At 71.0% G+C, this 16,660-nt stretch carries 21 protein-coding genes; 6 read left to right on the top strand and 15 right to left on the bottom strand.

Translation table 11 applies throughout. The features are described from left to right. The first annotated feature begins 58 nt into the window (after positions 1-58). From ACFU3E_RS28345 to ACFU3E_RS28355, 3 genes are all read left to right on the top strand, one after another. Complete coding sequence (locus ACFU3E_RS28345; protein ID WP_384164129.1) at positions 59-490, top strand: CBS domain-containing protein; 432 nt, start codon at positions 59-61, stop codon at positions 488-490. Positions 491-581: 91 nt separating this feature from the next. After that, positions 582-1,124: a type 1 glutamine amidotransferase domain-containing protein gene (locus ACFU3E_RS28350; protein WP_384164132.1), complete on the top strand. Its 543-nt coding sequence runs from the start codon at positions 582-584 to the stop codon at positions 1,122-1,124. Continuing rightward, entirely contained in the window at positions 1,124-3,226 is a 2,103-nt protein-coding gene (locus tag ACFU3E_RS28355; RefSeq protein ID WP_384164135.1) for a catalase, read from the top strand. The genes ACFU3E_RS28350 and ACFU3E_RS28355 overlap by 1 nt, the downstream gene beginning before the upstream one ends. An 87-nt stretch (positions 3,227-3,313) precedes the next feature. Here the strand turns inward: ACFU3E_RS28355 and ACFU3E_RS28360 are convergent, their stop codons facing one another. Next, complete coding sequence (locus tag ACFU3E_RS28360; protein ID WP_384164268.1) at positions 3,314-3,571, bottom strand: DUF6158 family protein; 258 nt, start codon at positions 3,569-3,571, stop codon at positions 3,314-3,316. Positions 3,572-3,665: 94 nt separating this feature from the next. Here ACFU3E_RS28360 and ACFU3E_RS28365 point away from each other — a divergent pair, with 94 nt between their 5' ends. Beyond that, positions 3,666-4,766 (top strand): Vms1/Ankzf1 family peptidyl-tRNA hydrolase, encoded by a 1,101-nt coding sequence (locus ACFU3E_RS28365; protein WP_384164138.1) that lies wholly within the window; start codon positions 3,666-3,668, stop codon positions 4,764-4,766. 13 nt (positions 4,767-4,779) lie between these two features. On the opposite strand, the gene ACFU3E_RS28370 is transcribed toward ACFU3E_RS28365, so the two are convergent. Further along, positions 4,780-6,399, bottom strand: coding sequence for an ATP-binding cassette domain-containing protein (locus ACFU3E_RS28370; protein WP_384164141.1), 1,620 nt, complete (start codon positions 6,397-6,399; stop codon positions 4,780-4,782). A gap of 63 nt (positions 6,400-6,462) precedes the next feature. After that, positions 6,463-7,005 carry an MOSC domain-containing protein gene (locus ACFU3E_RS28375; RefSeq protein ID WP_384164144.1) on the bottom strand — a complete coding sequence of 181 codons (543 nt, stop codon included), beginning with the start codon at positions 7,003-7,005 and terminating at the stop codon, positions 6,463-6,465. Between the two features lie 256 nt (positions 7,006-7,261). Between ACFU3E_RS28375 and ACFU3E_RS28380 the strand changes: the two genes are divergently transcribed. Together ACFU3E_RS28380 and ACFU3E_RS28385 are read left to right on the top strand one after the other, a co-directional pair. Further along, entirely contained in the window at positions 7,262-8,083 is an 822-nt protein-coding gene (locus tag ACFU3E_RS28380; RefSeq protein WP_384164147.1) for a class I SAM-dependent methyltransferase, read from the top strand. A 42-nt stretch (positions 8,084-8,125) separates the two neighbouring features. Next, positions 8,126-8,296, top strand: coding sequence for a hydrophobic protein (locus ACFU3E_RS28385; protein ID WP_384164149.1), 171 nt, complete (start codon positions 8,126-8,128; stop codon positions 8,294-8,296). A gap of 47 nt (positions 8,297-8,343) precedes the next feature. Here the strand turns inward: ACFU3E_RS28385 and ACFU3E_RS28390 are convergent, their stop codons facing one another. The 12 genes from ACFU3E_RS28390 to ACFU3E_RS28445 all read right to left on the bottom strand — a co-directional run bounded on the left by ACFU3E_RS28390 (position 8,344) and on the right by ACFU3E_RS28445 (position 16,472). Next, positions 8,344-8,607, bottom strand: a complete 264-nt coding sequence (locus ACFU3E_RS28390; protein ID WP_266464296.1) for a gas vesicle protein K — start codon at positions 8,605-8,607, stop codon at positions 8,344-8,346. A gap of 35 nt (positions 8,608-8,642) precedes the next feature. Further along, positions 8,643-8,831: a gas vesicle protein gene (locus tag ACFU3E_RS28395; protein WP_003994122.1), complete on the bottom strand. Its 189-nt coding sequence runs from the start codon at positions 8,829-8,831 to the stop codon at positions 8,643-8,645. 16 nt (positions 8,832-8,847) lie between these two features. Next, positions 8,848-9,606 (bottom strand): GvpL/GvpF family gas vesicle protein, encoded by a 759-nt coding sequence (locus tag ACFU3E_RS28400; protein ID WP_384164153.1) that lies wholly within the window; start codon positions 9,604-9,606, stop codon positions 8,848-8,850. Further along, a complete protein-coding gene (locus tag ACFU3E_RS28405; protein ID WP_031108661.1) occupies positions 9,603-9,941 on the bottom strand; it encodes a gas vesicle protein in 339 nt (112 codons plus the stop codon). The genes ACFU3E_RS28400 and ACFU3E_RS28405 overlap by 4 nt, the downstream gene beginning before the upstream one ends. Then, on the bottom strand, positions 9,938-11,017 hold the full coding sequence (locus ACFU3E_RS28410; protein ID WP_384164157.1) for an SRPBCC family protein: 1,080 nt from the start codon (positions 11,015-11,017) through the stop codon (positions 9,938-9,940). Before ACFU3E_RS28410 ends, ACFU3E_RS28405 begins: the two co-directional genes overlap by 4 nt. Beyond that, positions 11,014-11,718: a DNA primase gene (locus ACFU3E_RS28415; RefSeq protein ID WP_384164160.1), complete on the bottom strand. Its 705-nt coding sequence runs from the start codon at positions 11,716-11,718 to the stop codon at positions 11,014-11,016. The genes ACFU3E_RS28410 and ACFU3E_RS28415 overlap by 4 nt, the downstream gene beginning before the upstream one ends. Next, entirely contained in the window at positions 11,715-11,978 is a 264-nt protein-coding gene (locus ACFU3E_RS28420) for a gas vesicle protein GvpG (RefSeq protein WP_030843825.1), read from the bottom strand. Before ACFU3E_RS28420 ends, ACFU3E_RS28415 begins: the two co-directional genes overlap by 4 nt. A gap of 4 nt (positions 11,979-11,982) precedes the next feature. Beyond that, a complete protein-coding gene (locus tag ACFU3E_RS28425; protein WP_384164163.1) occupies positions 11,983-12,756 on the bottom strand; it encodes a GvpL/GvpF family gas vesicle protein in 774 nt (257 codons plus the stop codon). Beyond that, positions 12,753-13,187: a gas vesicle structural protein GvpA gene (locus ACFU3E_RS28430; protein WP_384164166.1), complete on the bottom strand. Its 435-nt coding sequence runs from the start codon at positions 13,185-13,187 to the stop codon at positions 12,753-12,755. The genes ACFU3E_RS28425 and ACFU3E_RS28430 overlap by 4 nt, the downstream gene beginning before the upstream one ends. Positions 13,188-13,233: 46 nt before the next feature. Next, entirely contained in the window at positions 13,234-13,605 is a 372-nt protein-coding gene (locus ACFU3E_RS28435) for a gas vesicle protein (protein ID WP_384164169.1), read from the bottom strand. 93 nt (positions 13,606-13,698) lie between these two features. Continuing rightward, positions 13,699-14,628, bottom strand: coding sequence for a non-homologous end-joining DNA ligase (gene ligD, locus ACFU3E_RS28440; RefSeq protein ID WP_384164173.1), 930 nt, complete (start codon positions 14,626-14,628; stop codon positions 13,699-13,701). Then, entirely contained in the window at positions 14,625-16,472 is a 1,848-nt protein-coding gene (locus ACFU3E_RS28445; RefSeq protein ID WP_384164176.1) for a transketolase, read from the bottom strand. Before ACFU3E_RS28445 ends, ligD begins: the two co-directional genes overlap by 4 nt. Positions 16,473-16,660: the final 188 nt, after the last annotated feature.

The following is a 16,660-nucleotide window of genomic DNA, read 5'->3' on the forward strand; positions in this document are numbered from 1 at the left end:
GCGTCGCGGTGTGCCGCGGCGCCCCCACCGGCCTGGAAACGGAGGGAAGGCCCCAGTGATGGCCGAGTACGTCAAAGACGTGATGACGGCGGGTGTGGTCGCCGTGCGCCCGGACGCCTCGCTCGTGGAGGCGGCGCAGCTGATGCGCACACAGAACATCGGCGATGTGGTGGTGGCCGAGGGGCAGGACGTGATCGGTGTGCTCACCGACCGTGACATCACCGTACGGGCCGTCGCCGACGGCGCCGACCCGATGACGGTCAGCGCGCGGACCGTGTGCACCCGTGATCCGGTGACGGTGACGCCGGACGACCCTGTGGCGACGGCGGTGACGCTGATGCGCGAGCACGCGGTGCGCCGGCTGCCCGTGGTGGAGAACGGGCTGCCGGTCGGGATCGTGAGCCTCGGCGACGTGGCCGAGGCCGAGGACCCCGCGTCGGCGCTCGCCGACATCAGCCGGGCCGAGCCCGACGCCCGGGGTGGTGCATGAGCAACGAGAAGCACGAAGAGTACGAGAACGACGCGTGGAGCGACGCGGCGCACTGGAGCGCCGCCGGCTCCGGGAAAGGACGTTGAGCATCATGCGTATCGCGTTTCTGGTCGCACCCGAGGGCGTCGAGCAGGTCGAACTGACCGATCCGTGGCAGGCCGCGAAGGACGCGGGTCACGAGCCCGTTCTGGTGTCGACGCAGCAGGGCGAGATCCAGGCCTTCCACCACCTGGACAAGGCGGACACGTTCCCCGTGGACGAGGTCGTGGGCGACACCGCGCCGGACTCGTTCGGTGCTCTCGTGCTGCCGGGCGGCGTCGCCAACCCGGACTTCCTGCGGATGGACGACAAGGCGGTCGCGTTCGTCCGGGACTTCTTCGAGCACGGCCGGCCCGTGGCCGCGATCTGCCACGCGCCGTGGACGCTGGTGGAGGCGGACGTCGTCCGCGGCCGGGAGCTCACGTCCTGGCCGAGCCTGCAGACGGACATCCGCAACGCGGGCGGCACCTGGGTCGACAAGCAGGTCAAGGTCTGTGACCACGGGGCGAACAAGCTCATCACCAGTCGCAAGCCCGACGATCTGAAGGCGTTCTGCGAGACCTTCCTGGACGTCTTCGCACGGGAGGCCGCCTGATGGCATCCCCCGACGACCGCAAGCAGCGGCAGCGCGAGGCGTTCCGGGCGGACGATCCCGCCGCCGGTCCGCTCACCACCGACCAGGGCGTCGAGGTGGACCACACCGACGACTCCCTGGCGGCGGGCGAGCGCGGACCGACCCTGATGGAGGACTTCCACTTCCGGGAGAAACTCACCCGGTTCGACCACGAGCGGATCCCTGAGCGGGTGGTGCACGCGCGGGGCGCGGGCGCGTACGGGTACTTCGAACCGTACGAGTCCTGCGCGGAGTTCACCCGCGCGGCGTTTCTCCAGGACCCGTCCGTGCGGACGCCCGTGTTCGTGCGGTTCTCGACCGTGCAGGGCCCGAAGGGCTCGGCGGACACCGTGCGGGACGTGCGCGGCTTCGCGACCAAGTTCTACACGTCGGAGGGCAATTACGACCTGGTCGGGAACAACTTCCCGGTCTTCTTCATCCAGGACGGCATCAAGTTCCCGGACTTCGTGCACGCGGTGAAGCCCGAGCCGCACAACGACATCCCGACGGGCGCGTCCGCGCACGACACCCTGTGGGACTTCGTGTCGCTCCAGCCCGAGACGCTCCACGCGATCATGTGGCTCATGTCGGACCGGGCGATCCCGCGCAGCTACCGCATGATGCAGGGCTTCGGCGTGCACACCTTCCGGTTCGTGAACGCCGAGGGCCGCGGCACGTTCGTGAAGTTCCACTGGAAACCGAAGCTGGGCGTGCACTCGCTGGTGTGGGACGAGGCCCAGGAGTGCCAGGGCCGGGACCCGGACTTCAACCGGCGTGACCTGTGGGACGCGATCGAGGCGGGCGAGTACCCCGAGTGGGAGCTGGGTGTGCAACTCGTTCCGGAGGAGGACGAGTTCGCCTTCGACTTCGATCTGCTCGACCCGACGAAGATCATCCCGGAGGAGCAGGTGCCGGTACGGCCGATCGGCCGGATGGTGCTGGACCGCAATCCGGAGAACTTCTTCGCGGAGACCGAGCAGGTCGCCTTCCACACGGCCAACGTGGTGCCCGGCATCGACTTCACCAACGATCCGCTGCTCCAGGCCCGGAACTTCTCCTACCTGGACACGCAGCTGATCCGGCTCGGCGGGCCCAATTTCTCGCAGCTGCCGGTGAACCGTCCCCTCGCGCCGGTGCGCAACAACCAGCGCGACGGCTACCACCAGAGCGCGATCCACTCCGGGACGAACTACTCCCCGAACTCGCTCGGCGGGGGCTGCCCGGCCCACGCGGGCGCCGGGGGAAGCGCCTACACGCATTACGCCGAACGGGTGGACGGGCACAAGATCCGGCGCCGCAGCCCCAGCTTCCAGGACCACTACAGCCAGACCGCGATGTTCTGGAACAGCATGACCGACTGGGAGCGGCAGCACATCGTGGAGGCGTTCCGGTTCGAGCTCGGCAAGGTCGGCGCGATGACCGTGCGGGCCCGGACGGTCGAGCACCTGGCCAAGGTCGACGGGGAGCTGGCCGCGCGGGTGGCTCAGGGCGTCGGGGTCCCGGAGCCGTCCGGTGCGCAGGCCCCGTACAAGCAGGCCTCCCCCGCCCTCAGCCTCGAGTCGCTGCGCGGGGACGGTTCGATCCGGACCCGGCAGGTCGCGGTGCTCGTCACCGACGGGGTGGACGCCGAGCAGGTCACTTCCGTGCGGGAGCGGCTGGCCGCCGAGGGGGCCATCGTCGAGGCGCTGGCCGCGACGGACGGCACGATCACCGGGGCCGACGGTGAGACCTACGCGGTGGACCGGGCACTGCCGACCGTGGCGTCCGTGCTGTACGACGCCGTGCTGCTGCCCGGCGGACCCGTCGGCACTCCGCCGGCGGCGGCCGATCCGGACATGGTGCGGTTCGTGCGGGACGCCTACCGGCACGGAAAGCCGTTGGGCGCGCTCGGCTCGGGCGTGGGGATCCTGTCGGCCTTGGAGCCCGAGGGCCTCGGGCTGTCGACGGAGTTCCACCGGGTGGTCGCGGACCAGGGCGTCGTGACGGACACGTCGCCGGGGCCGGCGAGCGAGGAGTTCCTGGACGCGTTCGTGAGGGCCGTCGCAGGGCACCGCCACTGGGGGCGGCCGGCGGTACGGCGCTGAGCTGCGGGGCCGGGCCGGTCGCCGCCGGTCCGGTCCGTGCGGCGCGCGTGCGCTTCGGTTCTGCTGCGGTTGCGTCCTTCGAGGGGCTCAGGTGCCGGGGGGCGTGGGAGTCGCCGACTCCCCGCTCCCCCGCTCCCGGGCCCCTTCGCGCGTGCGGCCCGCGGCCACCGGGCGGCGCGGGTTGCGGCGCAGGTACTCGCCCTCGAGCTGCGCCATGCGCTCGTTGTGGGCGCGCAGCGCGTCGTTCGAGCCGTAGAGCAGCGTGTCGTGGCGCGTGCGGTGGATGGTCTCCAGCTCTTTCATGAGCTGCTGGTCGTCCAGCCGGTCAGGGTCCACTCCGGTCATCGTGTCGCCCCGCTCGTCGTGTTCGTCTCTGCGGTCCGGGTACCCGCCCCCGGAGCAACTGAGCACTGCCCCCGAGCGGTATCCGGGAGGAACCATGGATCTCGCCTTTCTGCACCCACTGTACGAACACCCCGGGCCTTGGGCCTCCGTGTACGTCGACACCTCACGGCACACGGAGGGCACTCCCCACGAGCGGGAGCTGACGGCCCAGGCGATGGCCGGTGCGCTGGCCGCGCAGGGAGCGGACGAGGCGACGTGCCGGGCCGTGCAGAGCGCGATCGAGGATCTGCGGCACTCCTCGGAGCCGCACGGGCGGGCCCTGTTCGCCCGCGCCGGCGAGGTCGTTCTCGACCCGCCGCTGGTCCGTCCACCGCAGGGCGGCGACTGGGCCGAATGGGCGCCGCTGCCGCGGGTCGCGCCGCTGCTGGAGCTGGCCGGTGAGGACCCGGTGTGCGTGGTGGCGTACGTCGACCGCAAGGGCGCGGACTTCGAGCTGCGCAGCGCGCTGGGCCGGGAGGGCGCCGGGAGCGTCACCGGGCGGCAGTGGCCGGTGCACCGGACGAGTTCCGCGGACTGGTCCGAGCGGCATTTCCAGCTGCGGGTGGAGAACACCTGGGAGCACAACGCCGCGGAGATCGCCGACGCGCTCGCCGTGTGCCAGGAGGAGACCAAGGCCGACCTGCTGATCCTCGTCGGCGACGACCGGGAGCGGCGGTCCGTGCACGAGCGGCTGCCCAAGCGGCTGCACGGCATGGTGGTCGAGGCGCCGCACGGCACGGGCAGCCGGCTGCTCGACGAGGACGTGGAGCGGGCCCGGGCCGAGCATATGGGCCGGCAGGCCGAGGCGGAGCTGGAGCGGTTCCGCGCCGCCCGCACCCCGGACGACGAGGGCCGTGCCGGGGCCGTCGAAGGCGTGCCCGCGCTGGTCGAGGCGGCACGGGAGCACCGCATCGACGAGCTGCTGATCAGGGTGGACGGGCCCGATGCGCACCGCGAGGTGTGGATCGGGGAGGACCCCGACCAGCTCGCGGTGCGCCGGACGGACCTGAAGGTCCTGGGCGAGCAGCACTCGTGGCCGGCCCGGGCGGATGACGCGTTGATCCGCTCCGCGGTGGCAACGGACGCGCCCGCCCTGTCGGTCTCCGAGCGGGAGGTCCCCGTGGGGGGCCTCGGCGCGCTGCTGCGCTGGAAGTGACCGGGAGCGGGTCCTAGCGGGCCCGCTCCACCCTCCGTTCGTCCCAGACCGGGTCCGGGGTCTCCCGGACCCGGCCGTCGCTGCCGAACACCAGGAAACGGTCGAAGGAGCGGGCGAACCAGCGGTCGTGGGTGACCGCGAGGACCGTGCCGTCGAAGGCCTGCAGGCCCTCCTGGAGCGCCTCGGCGGACTCCAGGTCCAGGTTGTCGGTCGGCTCGTCCAGCAGCAGCGCCGTCACGCCCTGGAGCTCCAGCAGGAGGATCTGGAAGCGGGCCTGCTGGCCGCCGGAGAGACGCTCGAACGTCTGCTCCGCCTGGTGGGTCAGCTCGTAGCGGCGCAGGCGGGACATCGCGGCGCCGCGGTCCTGTGCGTGCTCCTTCCACAGGATGTCGAGGAGCGTGCGGCCCTCCAGCTCCGGGTGCGCGTGGGTCTGCGCGAAGTGTCCGGGTACGACCCGGGCGCCCAGCTTCCAGTCGCCCGTGTGCGCCACGTCGTCGCCGGCGAGCAGGCGCAGGAAGTGGGACTTGCCGGAGCCGTTGGAGCCGAGGACGGCGACGCGTTCGCCGTAGAAGACCTCCAGGTCGAAGGGCTTCATCAGGCCGGTGAGCTCCAGGTTCGCGCAGGTGACCGCCCGTACGCCGGTACGGCCGCCCCTGATCCGCATCTTGATGTCCTGCTCGCGCGGCGGCTCCGGGGGCGGGCCGGCCTCCTCGAACTTGCGCAGACGGGTCTGCGCGGCCTGGTAGCGGGAGGCCATGTCCGGGCTGACGGAGGCCGCCTGACGGAGGTTCAGCACCAGCTTCTTCAGCTGGGCGTGCTTCTCGTCCCAGCGCCTGCGCAACTCCTCGAAGCGGGCGAAGCGTTCACGCCGTGCGTCGTGGAAGGTGACGAAGCCGCCACCGTGTATCCACGCGTCGGCTCCCGCGGGCCCGGGCTCCAGTGAAACGATCTTCTCGGCCGAGCGGGCGAGGAGTTCGCGGTCGTGGGAGACGAACAGGACCGTCTTGCGGGTCTCCTTCAGCCGTTCCTCCAGCCACCGCTTGCCGGGGACGTCGAGGTAGTTGTCGGGCTCGTCGAGGAGCAGCACCTCGTCGTTGCCGCGCAGCAGCGCCTCCAGGACGAGCCGCTTCTGCTCGCCGCCGGAGAGGGTGCGGACCTCACGGAACTGCGCCTTGTCGTACGGCACCCCGAGCGCGGCCATCGTGCACATGTCCCACAGCGTCTCGGCCTCGTAGCCGCGCGCCTCGGCCCAGTCGGAGAGGGCCTGCGCGTACTTCAGCTGGGCGGCCTCGTCGTCGACGGTCATGATGGCGTGCTCGGCGGCGTCCACGGCGCGGGCCGCCTCGCGGATGCGGGGCGTGGCGACGGACACGAGCAGGTCCCGCACGGTCGTCTCGTCACGTACGGATCCGACGAACTGCCGCATGACGCCGAGCCCGCCGCCGACGACGACGGACCCGCCGTGCGGCTTGAGCTCACCGGCGAGCATGCGGAGCAGGGTCGTCTTCCCGGCGCCGTTGGGCCCCACGAGGGCCACGACGGCTCCCTCCCCCACCCGGAACGAGACATCACCCAGCAGCGCCCTTCCATCGGACAGGTAGTACTCCAGGTGCGCGGCTTCGAGGTGTCCCATGGTCGCGATTCTGTGGGGGCGCGGGGGGTGGGGGCAAACTGGTTTCGGACCGGTGGGTGCCCGTCAGACCCGTTCCAGCGGCCGGTGCGGCTCGCTGGGGAGCTCCGCCTCGATCGTGTCGCCGGGCCTCACCACGCCCCCCTCCCGCACCACGCTCATGATCCCGGCCTTGCGCACGACGTTCCCCGCCTCGTCACGTCCGACGACCCGCTTGAGCAGCCCGTCCTGGAAGAGGTCGATCTGCAGGCAGGGGTTGCGCAGCCCGGTGACCTCCAGGACCGCGCTGTCACCGATGCGCAGCAGCGTGCCGGTGGGCAGCCCGAGCAGGTCGATGCCCCGGGTGGTGATGTTCTCGCCGAGTTCGCCGGGCGCCACCTCGAACCCGTCCTCGCCGACCTCGTCGAAGAGCTCCTCGTGCATGAGGTGGACCTGGCGCAGATTCGGCTGGGTGGGGTCCTGCGCGACGCGCGAGCGGTGCCTGACCGTCACTCCGGCGTGCACGTCGCCCTCGACGCCGAGCCCGGTGAGCAGCTTGATGCTGTCCCGGTTCGGCTTGGTGAACGCGTACTCCCCGTTGCTGCTGACCGCCGTCACGTGTCCGTTCATCTCTCGGTCCCCCTGTTTCGGTGATGATGATCAGCCACGAGCCTGCCCCCGGACCGTCGGTGTGTCCACCCCCTCCGGGTCCGCACCGCATGCCCCCCGACCTGGACCTCACCACCCCGAGGCGCTGACCGCGTACCGGCCGACCGCAGTGTTCTGACGGACCGTCAGTCCATATGGCAGGATTAAGGTCTCACTATGCGGCCGTACTGCGTACGGTGATCCCACGCCGACCCGACCGGAAGGGGTGGGATCCGCCATGCCGGAACCCCGGGAGACCGCCGTCTACACCCACGGGCACCACGAGTCCGTGCTCCGCTCGCACACCTGGCGGACCGCCGCCAACTCGGCGGCGTACCTGCTGCCTTCGCTCAAGCCGCACATGAAGATCCTGGACATCGGCTGCGGGCCCGGGACGATCACCGCCGACCTGGCGGAGCTCGTGCCCGACGGGCAGGTCACCGGCGTCGACCGGGTGCCGGGAATCCTGGAGCAGGCGCGCGCCACGGCGGCCGGGCGGGGGCTGGCCAACGTCGACTTCGCGGTCGCCGACGTGCACGCCCTGGACTACCCGGACGACACGTTCTGCGTGGTCCACGCCCACCAGGTGCTCCAGCACGTGGGCGACCCGGTACGGGCGCTGCGCGAGATGAGGCGGGTCGTCAGGCCCGGTGGTCTCATCGCCGTGCGGGACGCGGACTACGAGGCCATGACCTGGTATCCGGCGTCCGCCGGACTCGACGACTGGCTGGACCTCTACCACCGGGTCGCCCGGGCCAACGGCGGCGAGCCGGACGCCGGGCGCCGGCTGAAGGCCTGGGCGCTGCGGGCCGGGCTCACGGACATCTCGGCGAGCTCCGGCACCTGGACTTTCGCCACGCCCGAGGAGCGGGCCTGGTGGAGCGGGCTGTGGGCCGACCGCACGCTGGCGTCGGCCTACGCGGACCGGGCCCTCGAGGGCGGGCATGCCGACGAGGCGGAGCTGCGGGGTGCGGCGGAGGCCTGGCGGGAGTGGGGCGCGCGGGAGGACGGGTGGTTCAGCGTGCTGCACGGAGAAATTCTCTGCCGGAAAGAAGCCTGAAACGCCGTTTCCGGGACACCCTGAAAGCAGGAGGTTCTCATTATGGTTCCCATCCTGCTGGTGCTGCTTCTGGCTCTGGTTCTGTTCGGTGCCGGATTTGCAGTAAAGATTCTCTGGTGGATCGCACTCGCGGTTCTCGTCCTGTGGCTGCTGGGATTCTTCGTCCGCGGCACGTCGGCATCCGGCGGCAGGGGCCGTTGGTACCGGTGGTAAATACGCATTCGTCGCCCCGGGTCAGGGCCCGGGGCGACGCGTGAGTCTCAGTCCCGCGGAAGCAGCGGTCCGAGCGGCCCGAGGTCCAGGTTGAGGTCCTCGGGCCGCAGTCCGTAGCGGTCACGCAGCTCCGTCATCCGCTCGTCGAGCAGCATGAGCGTGAGCCCGATCCGCTCCTCCTGCTCCTCGTTCAGGTCCCCCACGTCGAACCGGCGCAGCGCCTGGCGCTCCATGAGCTGGCGCAGCAGCTCCACCACCGTCAGCACGAGCTTGACCAGGTCACGCTCGACGGTGTCGGGCTCCAGATCCATCCGGTGGGAGCGCGGCCGGGGATTTTCGGGGGTGGTCACAGCAACTCCTCGAACGGTGAGGGCACCTGGGCGTTCACCGAGCTGATGAGCGCGTTGAGGTCGATACGGACGAGGTCGACGTCGGCGATCCGCAGCGTGATGTCACCCGTGATCACGACTCCGCCGGCGAGCAGCCGGTCGAGCAGGTCCACGAGGGCTACCTCACGGCGTTCCACTACGGTCACGGATTCTCCCCGTCGTTCATGTGGTGGCCTCCCCGGCGAACGAATAGGCCGCCCAGGGGCCGGTGAGTTCCACGCGCATTCCGGGCAGATCACCCTTGGTGCGGTCCACCAGTTCCACGAATTCCTCGGAATGCGCGCGCGGTACGAGATAAGCGGCGTTCAGGATGTTCCGCCCGGTCACCTTGGAAAGTGCGGGGTTCTGCGGCGGGTGCAGCCGGGAATCCTCCGCGAAGGCGGAAAGCTCCTCGTGCAGCCTGGTCGAGAAACTCTCCGCCTTCTGCCACATTTCCTCGTGCGACCGGGTCTGCATCCGCCGCTGCCGCAGGTAGTCCCGGCCCGACGCGGGCTTCTGCGCGGGCCGGAGGCTCTCCTGCGGTTCGGACTCGGCGTACACCTTGACGCCCCACTCGACGCGGCCCTCCAGCCGGTCGAGGGTCTGCCGGAAGCTCTCCTCACGGGCCTCCATCATGGTCCGCACGCCGCTGTCGTCGTGGAAGACGGTGCCGAGCCGCAGCGGCAGCGGCGTCGTGACGGTGGTGAGCGCGTCGATCACGCCCTGGTGGGCCCGGGCGGTCTCGGTGAGCCAGTCCAGGTCCTCCAGATGGGCGTGGAGCGGTTCCTCCGCGAAGTCCCGCTCCGGTACGTGGCTCACCACGGCGACCAGGCCGTGGTGGGTCAGCGTTCTGGGCGGGTCACCCGCCACCCCCGTCAGTTGCGCCTGGAGCGGTGTACCGAAGGGGCGGCAGACGGCGTAGACGTACCGCAGTCCGGTCACGGTGCCTCCTTCTTCTCCGCGCGGCCGGGCTCCAGTTCCTCCAGCCGGGCCAGCCTCTCGCGCAACTCGGCGTTCTCCCGGGTCAGTTCGTCGCGCCGGGCGCGCGAGGACAGGGCCGGGTCGGTCTCCCACCAGTCGATGCCCATCTCCTTCGCCTTGTCGACCGACGCGACGATCAGCCGCAGTTTGATCGTGAGGAGTTCTATGTCGAGCAGGTTGATGCGGATGTCGCCCGCGATCACGATGCCCTTGTCCAGCACCCGCTCAAGGATGTCGGCGAGGTTCGCGCCGCTCCCCTGGCCGTAGGGTTCGGGCATCCTGCTGGGCGTCGTCATCGCCGGCTCCCCGCCTCGACTTCCTCGTCCTCGTACTCGTCCTCGGGCTCGTCCTCGTACTCAGCCTCGGGCTCCTCGTCCTCGGGCTCCTCGTCCTCGTACTCGCCCTCGGGCTCCTCTTCGCCCTCCTCTTCCGTTTCCTCGTCGTACTCGTCCTCGGGCTCCTCGCCCTCGGGGCTCTCCTCGGACTCCGACTCCTCCTCGGCGACGGCGTCCTCGTGGCTGGTGACGACCTCGCCGTCGCGGATCTCACCGCGCCAGCCGTCCTCCGCCTCACCCTTGATCGTGATGAAGCGGACGAAGTTCTTCAGGTCGAGCCGGGCACGCCGGCCCTGGGCGCGCCAGATGTTGCCGGTCTTCTCGAAGAAGCCGGAGGGGTAGTACTCGATGACCAGCAGGACGCGGGTCAGGCTGTCGGCGAGTTCGTGGAAGGAGACGACGCCCTTCGTGGTGCCCTTGGCCCCCTCGGAGGTCCAGGCGATGCGGTCGTCGGGGACCTGCTCGGTCGTGGTCGCCTTCCAGCTGCGGTTGGACCACCAGACCTTCAACTGCCAGTCGGAGGTGGTGTCGTCGGCCTTGCTCGCGGCCTTGACACCCTTCGCGAAGGTGCTGAAGTCCTGGTACTGGGTCCACTGGTCGTACGCCGTGCGCAGCGGGACGCCGACATCGATGTGCTCGATGATGACGGTGGGCTTGTTGCCGGAACGGCCCTTGCCCTTGCCCTTGCCCTTACCGGCCAGGCCCTTGAAGGCACCTGTGACCTTGTCCTTGAGGTGCGAACCGCCCATCTCCAGTGCGGAGCGCAGCGGCCCCTTGCCCTCGGCGAGCTTGCGGCCGCCGTCGAGGGCGAGCTTGGCGAAGCCGGGGCTGTTACCCTCGGCGATGTCGTTCAGTTTGCCGGTGGTCTCGCCGAGCTTGCGGCCCGCGCCGGTCAGCACGCGGGTGGCCTGCGCGGCGAGGTATTCCTGCAGTTCGGCCTTCAGCCGGTCGGCGGCCTCGCTGTGGGCCAGGTCTGTGAGCGGGTTCTTCGTCGCTCCGTTGGCGGCGGACTTCGCCGAGCCGAGGGTGTCACTCATCCCTCACCGCCTCCCTTCTGCAGCCGGGACCGGGCGCTGCCGCCCCGGCCCTTGGAGGTCGCCTTCTTGGCCGGCGTGGTCTTCTTCGCCGCCGCCTTGCGGCCCGCCGTCTTCTTCGCGGGCGCCTTCTTCGCGGGCGCCTTCTTCGCGGGGGCCTTCTTCGCCGCCTTCTTCGCCGGCGCCTTCTTGGCGGGGGCCTTCTTGGCGGGGGCCTTCTCCGCCTCCGGCTCCTCGTCCTCTTCCTCTTCCTCCTCCTCGTCAGCTCCGGAGTCCTCCGGCTCCTCGTCCTCCTCGGTCTCCTCATCCTCGTCGAGGCCGGAGTCCTCCGGCTCCTCGTCCTCGTACTCGGCGTCCTCGGCGTCCTCGTCCTTGCCGCCGGGCACCACGCCCGTCAGCTGGTCGCGCACCTGGGCGGTCCGGCCGTGCAGCCGGTCGGCGAGGGCGTCGATCTGCCGCTCGACCATGGCACCGGAGGCGGCCTTGCCGACACCGCGCAGATCCTGCCGCAGCTGGTCACCGATCTCCTTGAACTGCGGATTGTTCCGCAGCTGCTGCTGGAGCAGCTCCGCGACCATGCGCGGGCTCAGGTTCAGTTTCTTCCCGGCGACCAGACCGCCGACGGCCATCGCCATCTTCAGCTTCTTGGTCCGTCCCAGGAGGTATCCGGCCCCTATGGCGAGACCCAGTCCCGTTCGGTTCATGGTGTTGTCCCGTTGCCTGTTCCCGCGCTCCCGCGCGAAGCGATCTCCAACCGGTCGAGGAGTTCGTCCTCAAGACGGTCGAATTCCTCCTCCGTGATCTCTCCGGCCTCCATCTGCTCCTCAAGGCGAGCCAGTTCGGCCCGGATCGTGGCGGGGTCGTAGTAGATCCGCTCGGCCTCCTGCACCACTTGTTTGATGGCCCAGGCGCTGCCGCGTACCGGTGCGAACGGCAGCAGCAGCACCTCTGAGATCAGGCCCACGTCGTCACCCCACTCCGGTGCCCGTTCCGCTCGCCACGGTGCCCGCGGGCTCGGCAGGGCCGGGCTCGACGAAGCTGTACGGCGGGAGCGGGCCGTTGACCCGCACCTCCAGGTGCGGCATGTCCTTGCGGACCTGCTCGACCGCGGCCAGGAAGGACTCGGCCGAATCCCTGTCCACCAGGAACGACACGTTGGCCAGCCAGCCCGTCGACTCGGGGCCCACGCTCACGTCGTCGGCGGCCCCTTCCAGGGCACGCTGCACCGCGGCGCCGTCGTCGGCCTCCTTGGCCTTGACCGCGGCCGCGACCATCTCGCCGAGCCGGATCTTGTCGTCGTAACTGCCGCCGCCGGCCTGCCGGTTGGCCTCCGCGAGCCCGCGGATGTCGGGGCTCTCGGCCATCACCTGATGCAGGACGGCCTCTTCGACGTGGTTGGCCTTGACGTTGTACTCGACCCGGTTGTCCAGGGCCCGCAGCCGTTCCCTGTAGTGCTCGGCGCGCTCGGCGAGCACCCCGGTGATGGAGTTGTCGTCCGGGGCGACGCTACCGAACCGCATGGGCAGCACGCAGCCGGCCGCACCCGCCTCGCTGAGCACGTTCTGGTGGGCCAGCAGCTCCTTGCGCTTGGGCCGCAGCCCATCGGGCGCCTCGCTGACGACGGCCGCCAGGTCACCCTCGCGCAGGATGCGCACCGGGCGGGGCGGGTCGCCGACGCCGCTCATGCCCTCGGGGAGGCCGGGGTGCGAACTCGCCGCGATGCCGTAGACGTAAGTGCTCACTCCTGCTCCTCCTTACGGCGGGACGACGTGCTCTTGCGTGCTCGCGGACGAGACTCGGCCTCACGCTCGGAGCCCTCGCTCCGCGCCTGCTGGAAGGCGTCGGAGATGGTCTCGGCGGCACCGGACAACGCCCCCTTGGACTTGCCGCGGGCGCCGGATTCGGTCATCTCCCCGACCAGGTCGGGCAGGCCCGGGTCCTTGCGCGGCCCGGCCTCCAGGTCGAGCCGGTTGCACGCCTCGGCGAAGCGCAGATAGGTGTCGACGCTGGCGACGACGACGCGGACGTCGATCTTGAGGATCTCGATGCCGACCAGGGAGACGCGCACGAATGCGTCGATGACGAGCCCCCTGTCCAGGACGAGCTCAAGCACGTCGTAGAGACCGCTGCTACCGCCTCCGCCGCCGGACTGCTGTGCCGGTACGACTGTCATGCCGGGATTTCCTCCTCATGTGTGGGTGCGGGTCCGGTCGGGCGGCCTAGCGGCCGCCGGGCCTGCGCGCGTCGGACCGACCGCGTTCATAGCGGCGGACACGCCGGTAGCCCGTGAGCTGCCCCTCTGCGTCCAGCTCCACCTGGTAGCTCGCCATCAGGCTCATCGTGTCCGGCACGCGCTCGAGTTCGAGGACCTCGACCTCCAGCGCCCAGCCCTCCTCCGTCTGCTCGAAGGACGACACGGACTCGGCCTCCATGCCGGTGAGCTCCGCGAGCTGGCCGCGCGCCTGGCGCAGCACCTCCATCGGGCTCGGCCGCTTCCGGGCCGTCCGGGTGTCGTTCGATGTGCCGGAAGTCTGAGAGTCCTGCGACTTCTGTGAACCCTGTGACTCTTGCGTGTTTTTTGTGTTCGACATGGCCACCTCCCACTCCGTGTGGCCGCAAGCGTGTTCGCCAAACCTCTCCGGACGCATGCATCTGCCAACCGCCCGGCGGAAAGCGGGGGTACTTCAGCCGCGCAGGGCGTTCAGCCGCCGCCGGGCCGGCCCCAGCGCCCGGCCGCGGTTCAGCAGGCCTGACCAGGGGTCGGTGCGGGCCTGCTCGACGGCGTCGGCGATGGTCCAGCGGCGGGCGTGCAGCTCCGGGTCGTCCAGCCGGCCCCAGGTGATGGGGGTGGCCACCGGGGCGCCCGGGCGGGGCCGGACCGTGTAGGGCACGACGGCGGTCTGGGCGTAGGCGTTGCGCTGGATGTCGAGATAGAGGCGCTCGCCGCGCTCCTTCTTGCGGGGGGCGGTGGTGAGCCGGTCGGGGTGGACGTCTGCGAGAGTGCCGGCGACGTCCCGGGCGAAGGCGCGCACCTCGTCGAACTCGTGCCGTCCGTTCAGCGGCACGATCACGTGCAGTCCGCGCGAGCCGGTGGTCATCGGCGCCGAGGGCAGCTCCAGCTCGTCGAGCAGTTCTCCGAGCAGCCGGGCGGCCTCGCGCACGGCCTCGAATCCGTCCCCCGGCGGGTCGAGGTCGAAGACCAGCCGGTCGGGGTGGTCGACGCGGTCGGCGCGGGACAGCCAGCGGTGCAGGGTGATGCTCGCCTGGTCGGCCAGGTAGAGGAGGGTGGCGGTGTCGCCGCAGACGGTGTGGTGGACGGTGCCGCCCTCCTTGGCCACCTCGACGCGGGGGATCCACTCCGGGTAGTGCTCCGGGGTGTTCTTCTGCATGAAGGCCGGGCCGTCGATGCCGTCCGGGTGCCGTTCCAGCATCAGCGGCCGGCCCCGCAGGTGCGGCAGCATGAAGGGCGCGACGGCCCGGTGGAAGTCCACCAGGTCGCCCTTGGTGTACTCCTTGGCGTCGCCGCCGCCGGGGAAGAGCACCTTGTCCGGCCGGTGCACCTCCACCGTGCGGCGGCCCGCCCGCACCCTGCGCGTGCCGCCGGCTCCGCTCACCGCACGACCGCCTCCTCCACCAGCAGGCGTCCGGCCGCAGCGATGGACTCCGCGTCGATGCCGGCGGCGTGCAGCTGCTCCTCCGGGGACGCCGAGCCCGGCATCGTCCGTACGCCGAGCCGCACCAGGCGCGGTACGGGGCGTCCGTCGGTGAAGGCGTCGAGGACCGCGTCCCCGATGCCGCCCTCGGGGTGGTGGTCCTCGACCGTCACCAGGCAGCCGGTCTCCTCGGCGGCCCGGCGCAGGGTCTCCCGGTCGACGGGCTTCACGGAGTACAGGTCGATCACCCGCACCGCGATGCCCTCCTGGTCCAGCGCCTCGGCGGCGGCCAGCGCCTCGTGCACGGTGACACCCGCCGCGACGAGGGTCAGCCGGTCCTGGCCGGAGGAGCGCAGCACCTTGCTGCCGCCGATCGGGAACTCCTCGTCGGGGCCGTAGATCACCGGGCTCCCGCCGCGCGAGGTGCGCAGGTAGCGGACGCCCTCGAGGCCGGCCATCGCGCCGACGAGCCGTGCGGTCTGGTTGGCGTCGCACGGGTACAGCACGGTCGAACCGTGCACCGCCCGCATCATCGCCAGGTCCTCCAGGCCCATCTGGCTGGGCCCGTCCTGGCCGATGGCCACGCCCGCGTGCGAGCCGACGAGGTTGATGCCGGAGCCGCTGACGGACGCCATCCTGATGAAGTCGTACGCGCGGGTCAGGAACGCCGCGAAGGTGGCGGCGTACGGCACCCAGCCGCGGGACGCGAGCCCGACGGCCGAGGCGACCAGCTGCTGCTCGGCGATGTAGCACTCGAAGTAGCGGTCGGGATGCTCCTTGGCGAAGAACTCGGCGCGGGTGGAGTCACCGACCTCGCCGTCCAGGGCGACGATGTCGCCGCGGCCGGTGCCGAGGGCGGCGAGCGCCTCACCGAAGGCGTTGCGGGTGGCGACCTCCTCGCCCTTGTCCCACCTCGGGAGTTCGAAGTTCCCGGTGTGGACGGAGTGCAGCATGCGGGCGGCGGGCGGCTCCTGCACCCGGACCCGGATGTCGCGCCGGCCGCCGAGTTCGGCGATCGCCTCCTCGGCCTCCGGCAGCGGCTTGCCGTGCAGGCCCTCGCGGTCCTGGACGCCCTCGACGCCCTTGCCCTTGAGGGTGCGGGCGAGGATCGCGGTGGGTTGGCCCTTGGTGGACGCGGCCTCTCCGTAGGCGCGGTCGATGGCGTCCACGTCGTGGCCGTCGACCTCGATGGTGTGCCAGTCGAAGGCCTGGAAACGGCGGGCGTAGGCGTCCAGGTCGTGGCCGTGCCGGGTGGGGCCGCGCTGGCCGAGCCGGTTGACGTCCACGATCACGGTGAGGTTGTCCAGGTGCTCGTACCCGGCGTGCTCGGCGGCCTCCCACACGGATCCCTCGGCCAGCTCGCTGTCGCCGCACAGCACCCAGGTGCGGTAGCCGGTGCGGTCGAGCCGCTTGCCGGCCAGCGCGATGCCGACCCCGACCGGCAGGCCCTGCCCGAGCGAGCCGGTGGCCGTCTCGACCCACGGCAGGCGCTGCGGGGTGGGGTGCCCTTCGAGGCGGCTGCCCAGCTTGCGGAAGGTGAGCAGCTCGTCGTCGTCGATGGCGCCGGCCGCCTTGTACGCGGAGTACAGCAGCGGGGAGGCATGGCCCTTGGACAGGACGAAGCGGTCGTTGCCGGGGTGGGCGGGGCGGTCGAAGTCGTAGCGGAGGTGGTGCGCGAGCAGGACGGCCGTCAGGTCGGCCGCGGACATCGAGGACGTCGGGTGCCCGGAGCCCGCCGCGGCGGCGGCGCGGACGCTGTCCACCCGCAGCTGCTGTCCGAGGTCGGTGAGTTCACCGGTGTTCATGAGTCTCCTTTCGCGGAGTCGTCCGGGACGTCGGTTCGTTTGACAGGGCCGGGGGCGGGATGGGCGCCCGGGGGTGACTGGCCGGACGGGGGAGCGGCTTCCTTGGCAGGCTCACCCCCGGGCTGATTCCTCGCCGGCTCACCCCCGGGCTGATTCCTCGCCGGCTCACCCCCGGGTTGGTTCCTCGC

The sequence above is a fragment of the Streptomyces sp. NPDC057424 genome (assembly GCF_042803315.1).
Taxonomy (GTDB): domain Bacteria; phylum Actinomycetota; class Actinomycetes; order Streptomycetales; family Streptomycetaceae; genus Streptomyces.

Bases quoted from the DNA above. Each gene is read 5' to 3' on its own strand.
- ACFU3E_RS28435 (WP_384164169.1), bottom strand. From the start codon at position 13,605: ATGTCGAACACAAAAAACACGCAAGAGTCACAGGGTTCACAGAAGTCG.
- ACFU3E_RS28345 (WP_384164129.1), top strand. From the start codon at position 59: ATGGCCGAGTACGTCAAAGACGTGATGACGGCGGGTGTGGTCGCCGTG.
- ACFU3E_RS28375 (WP_384164144.1), bottom strand. From the start codon at position 7,005: ATGAACGGACACGTGACGGCGGTCAGCAGCAACGGGGAGTACGCGTTC.
- ACFU3E_RS28390 (WP_266464296.1), bottom strand. From the start codon at position 8,607: ATGGATCTGGAGCCCGACACCGTCGAGCGTGACCTGGTCAAGCTCGTG.
- ACFU3E_RS28355 (WP_384164135.1), top strand. From the start codon at position 1,124: ATGGCATCCCCCGACGACCGCAAGCAGCGGCAGCGCGAGGCGTTCCGG.
- ACFU3E_RS28360 (WP_384164268.1), bottom strand. From the start codon at position 3,571: ATGACCGGAGTGGACCCTGACCGGCTGGACGACCAGCAGCTCATGAAA.
- ACFU3E_RS28380 (WP_384164147.1), top strand. From the start codon at position 7,262: ATGCCGGAACCCCGGGAGACCGCCGTCTACACCCACGGGCACCACGAG.
- ACFU3E_RS28415 (WP_384164160.1), bottom strand. From the start codon at position 11,718: ATGAACCGAACGGGACTGGGTCTCGCCATAGGGGCCGGATACCTCCTG.
- ACFU3E_RS28445 (WP_384164176.1), bottom strand. From the start codon at position 16,472: ATGAACACCGGTGAACTCACCGACCTCGGACAGCAGCTGCGGGTGGAC.
- ACFU3E_RS28430 (WP_384164166.1), bottom strand. From the start codon at position 13,187: ATGACAGTCGTACCGGCACAGCAGTCCGGCGGCGGAGGCGGTAGCAGC.
- ACFU3E_RS28385 (WP_384164149.1), top strand. From the start codon at position 8,126: ATGGTTCCCATCCTGCTGGTGCTGCTTCTGGCTCTGGTTCTGTTCGGT.
- ACFU3E_RS28350 (WP_384164132.1), top strand. From the start codon at position 582: ATGCGTATCGCGTTTCTGGTCGCACCCGAGGGCGTCGAGCAGGTCGAA.
- ACFU3E_RS28405 (WP_031108661.1), bottom strand. From the start codon at position 9,941: ATGACGACGCCCAGCAGGATGCCCGAACCCTACGGCCAGGGGAGCGGC.
- ACFU3E_RS28365 (WP_384164138.1), top strand. From the start codon at position 3,666: ATGGATCTCGCCTTTCTGCACCCACTGTACGAACACCCCGGGCCTTGG.
- ACFU3E_RS28370 (WP_384164141.1), bottom strand. From the start codon at position 6,399: ATGGGACACCTCGAAGCCGCGCACCTGGAGTACTACCTGTCCGATGGA.
- ACFU3E_RS28410 (WP_384164157.1), bottom strand. From the start codon at position 11,017: ATGAGTGACACCCTCGGCTCGGCGAAGTCCGCCGCCAACGGAGCGACG.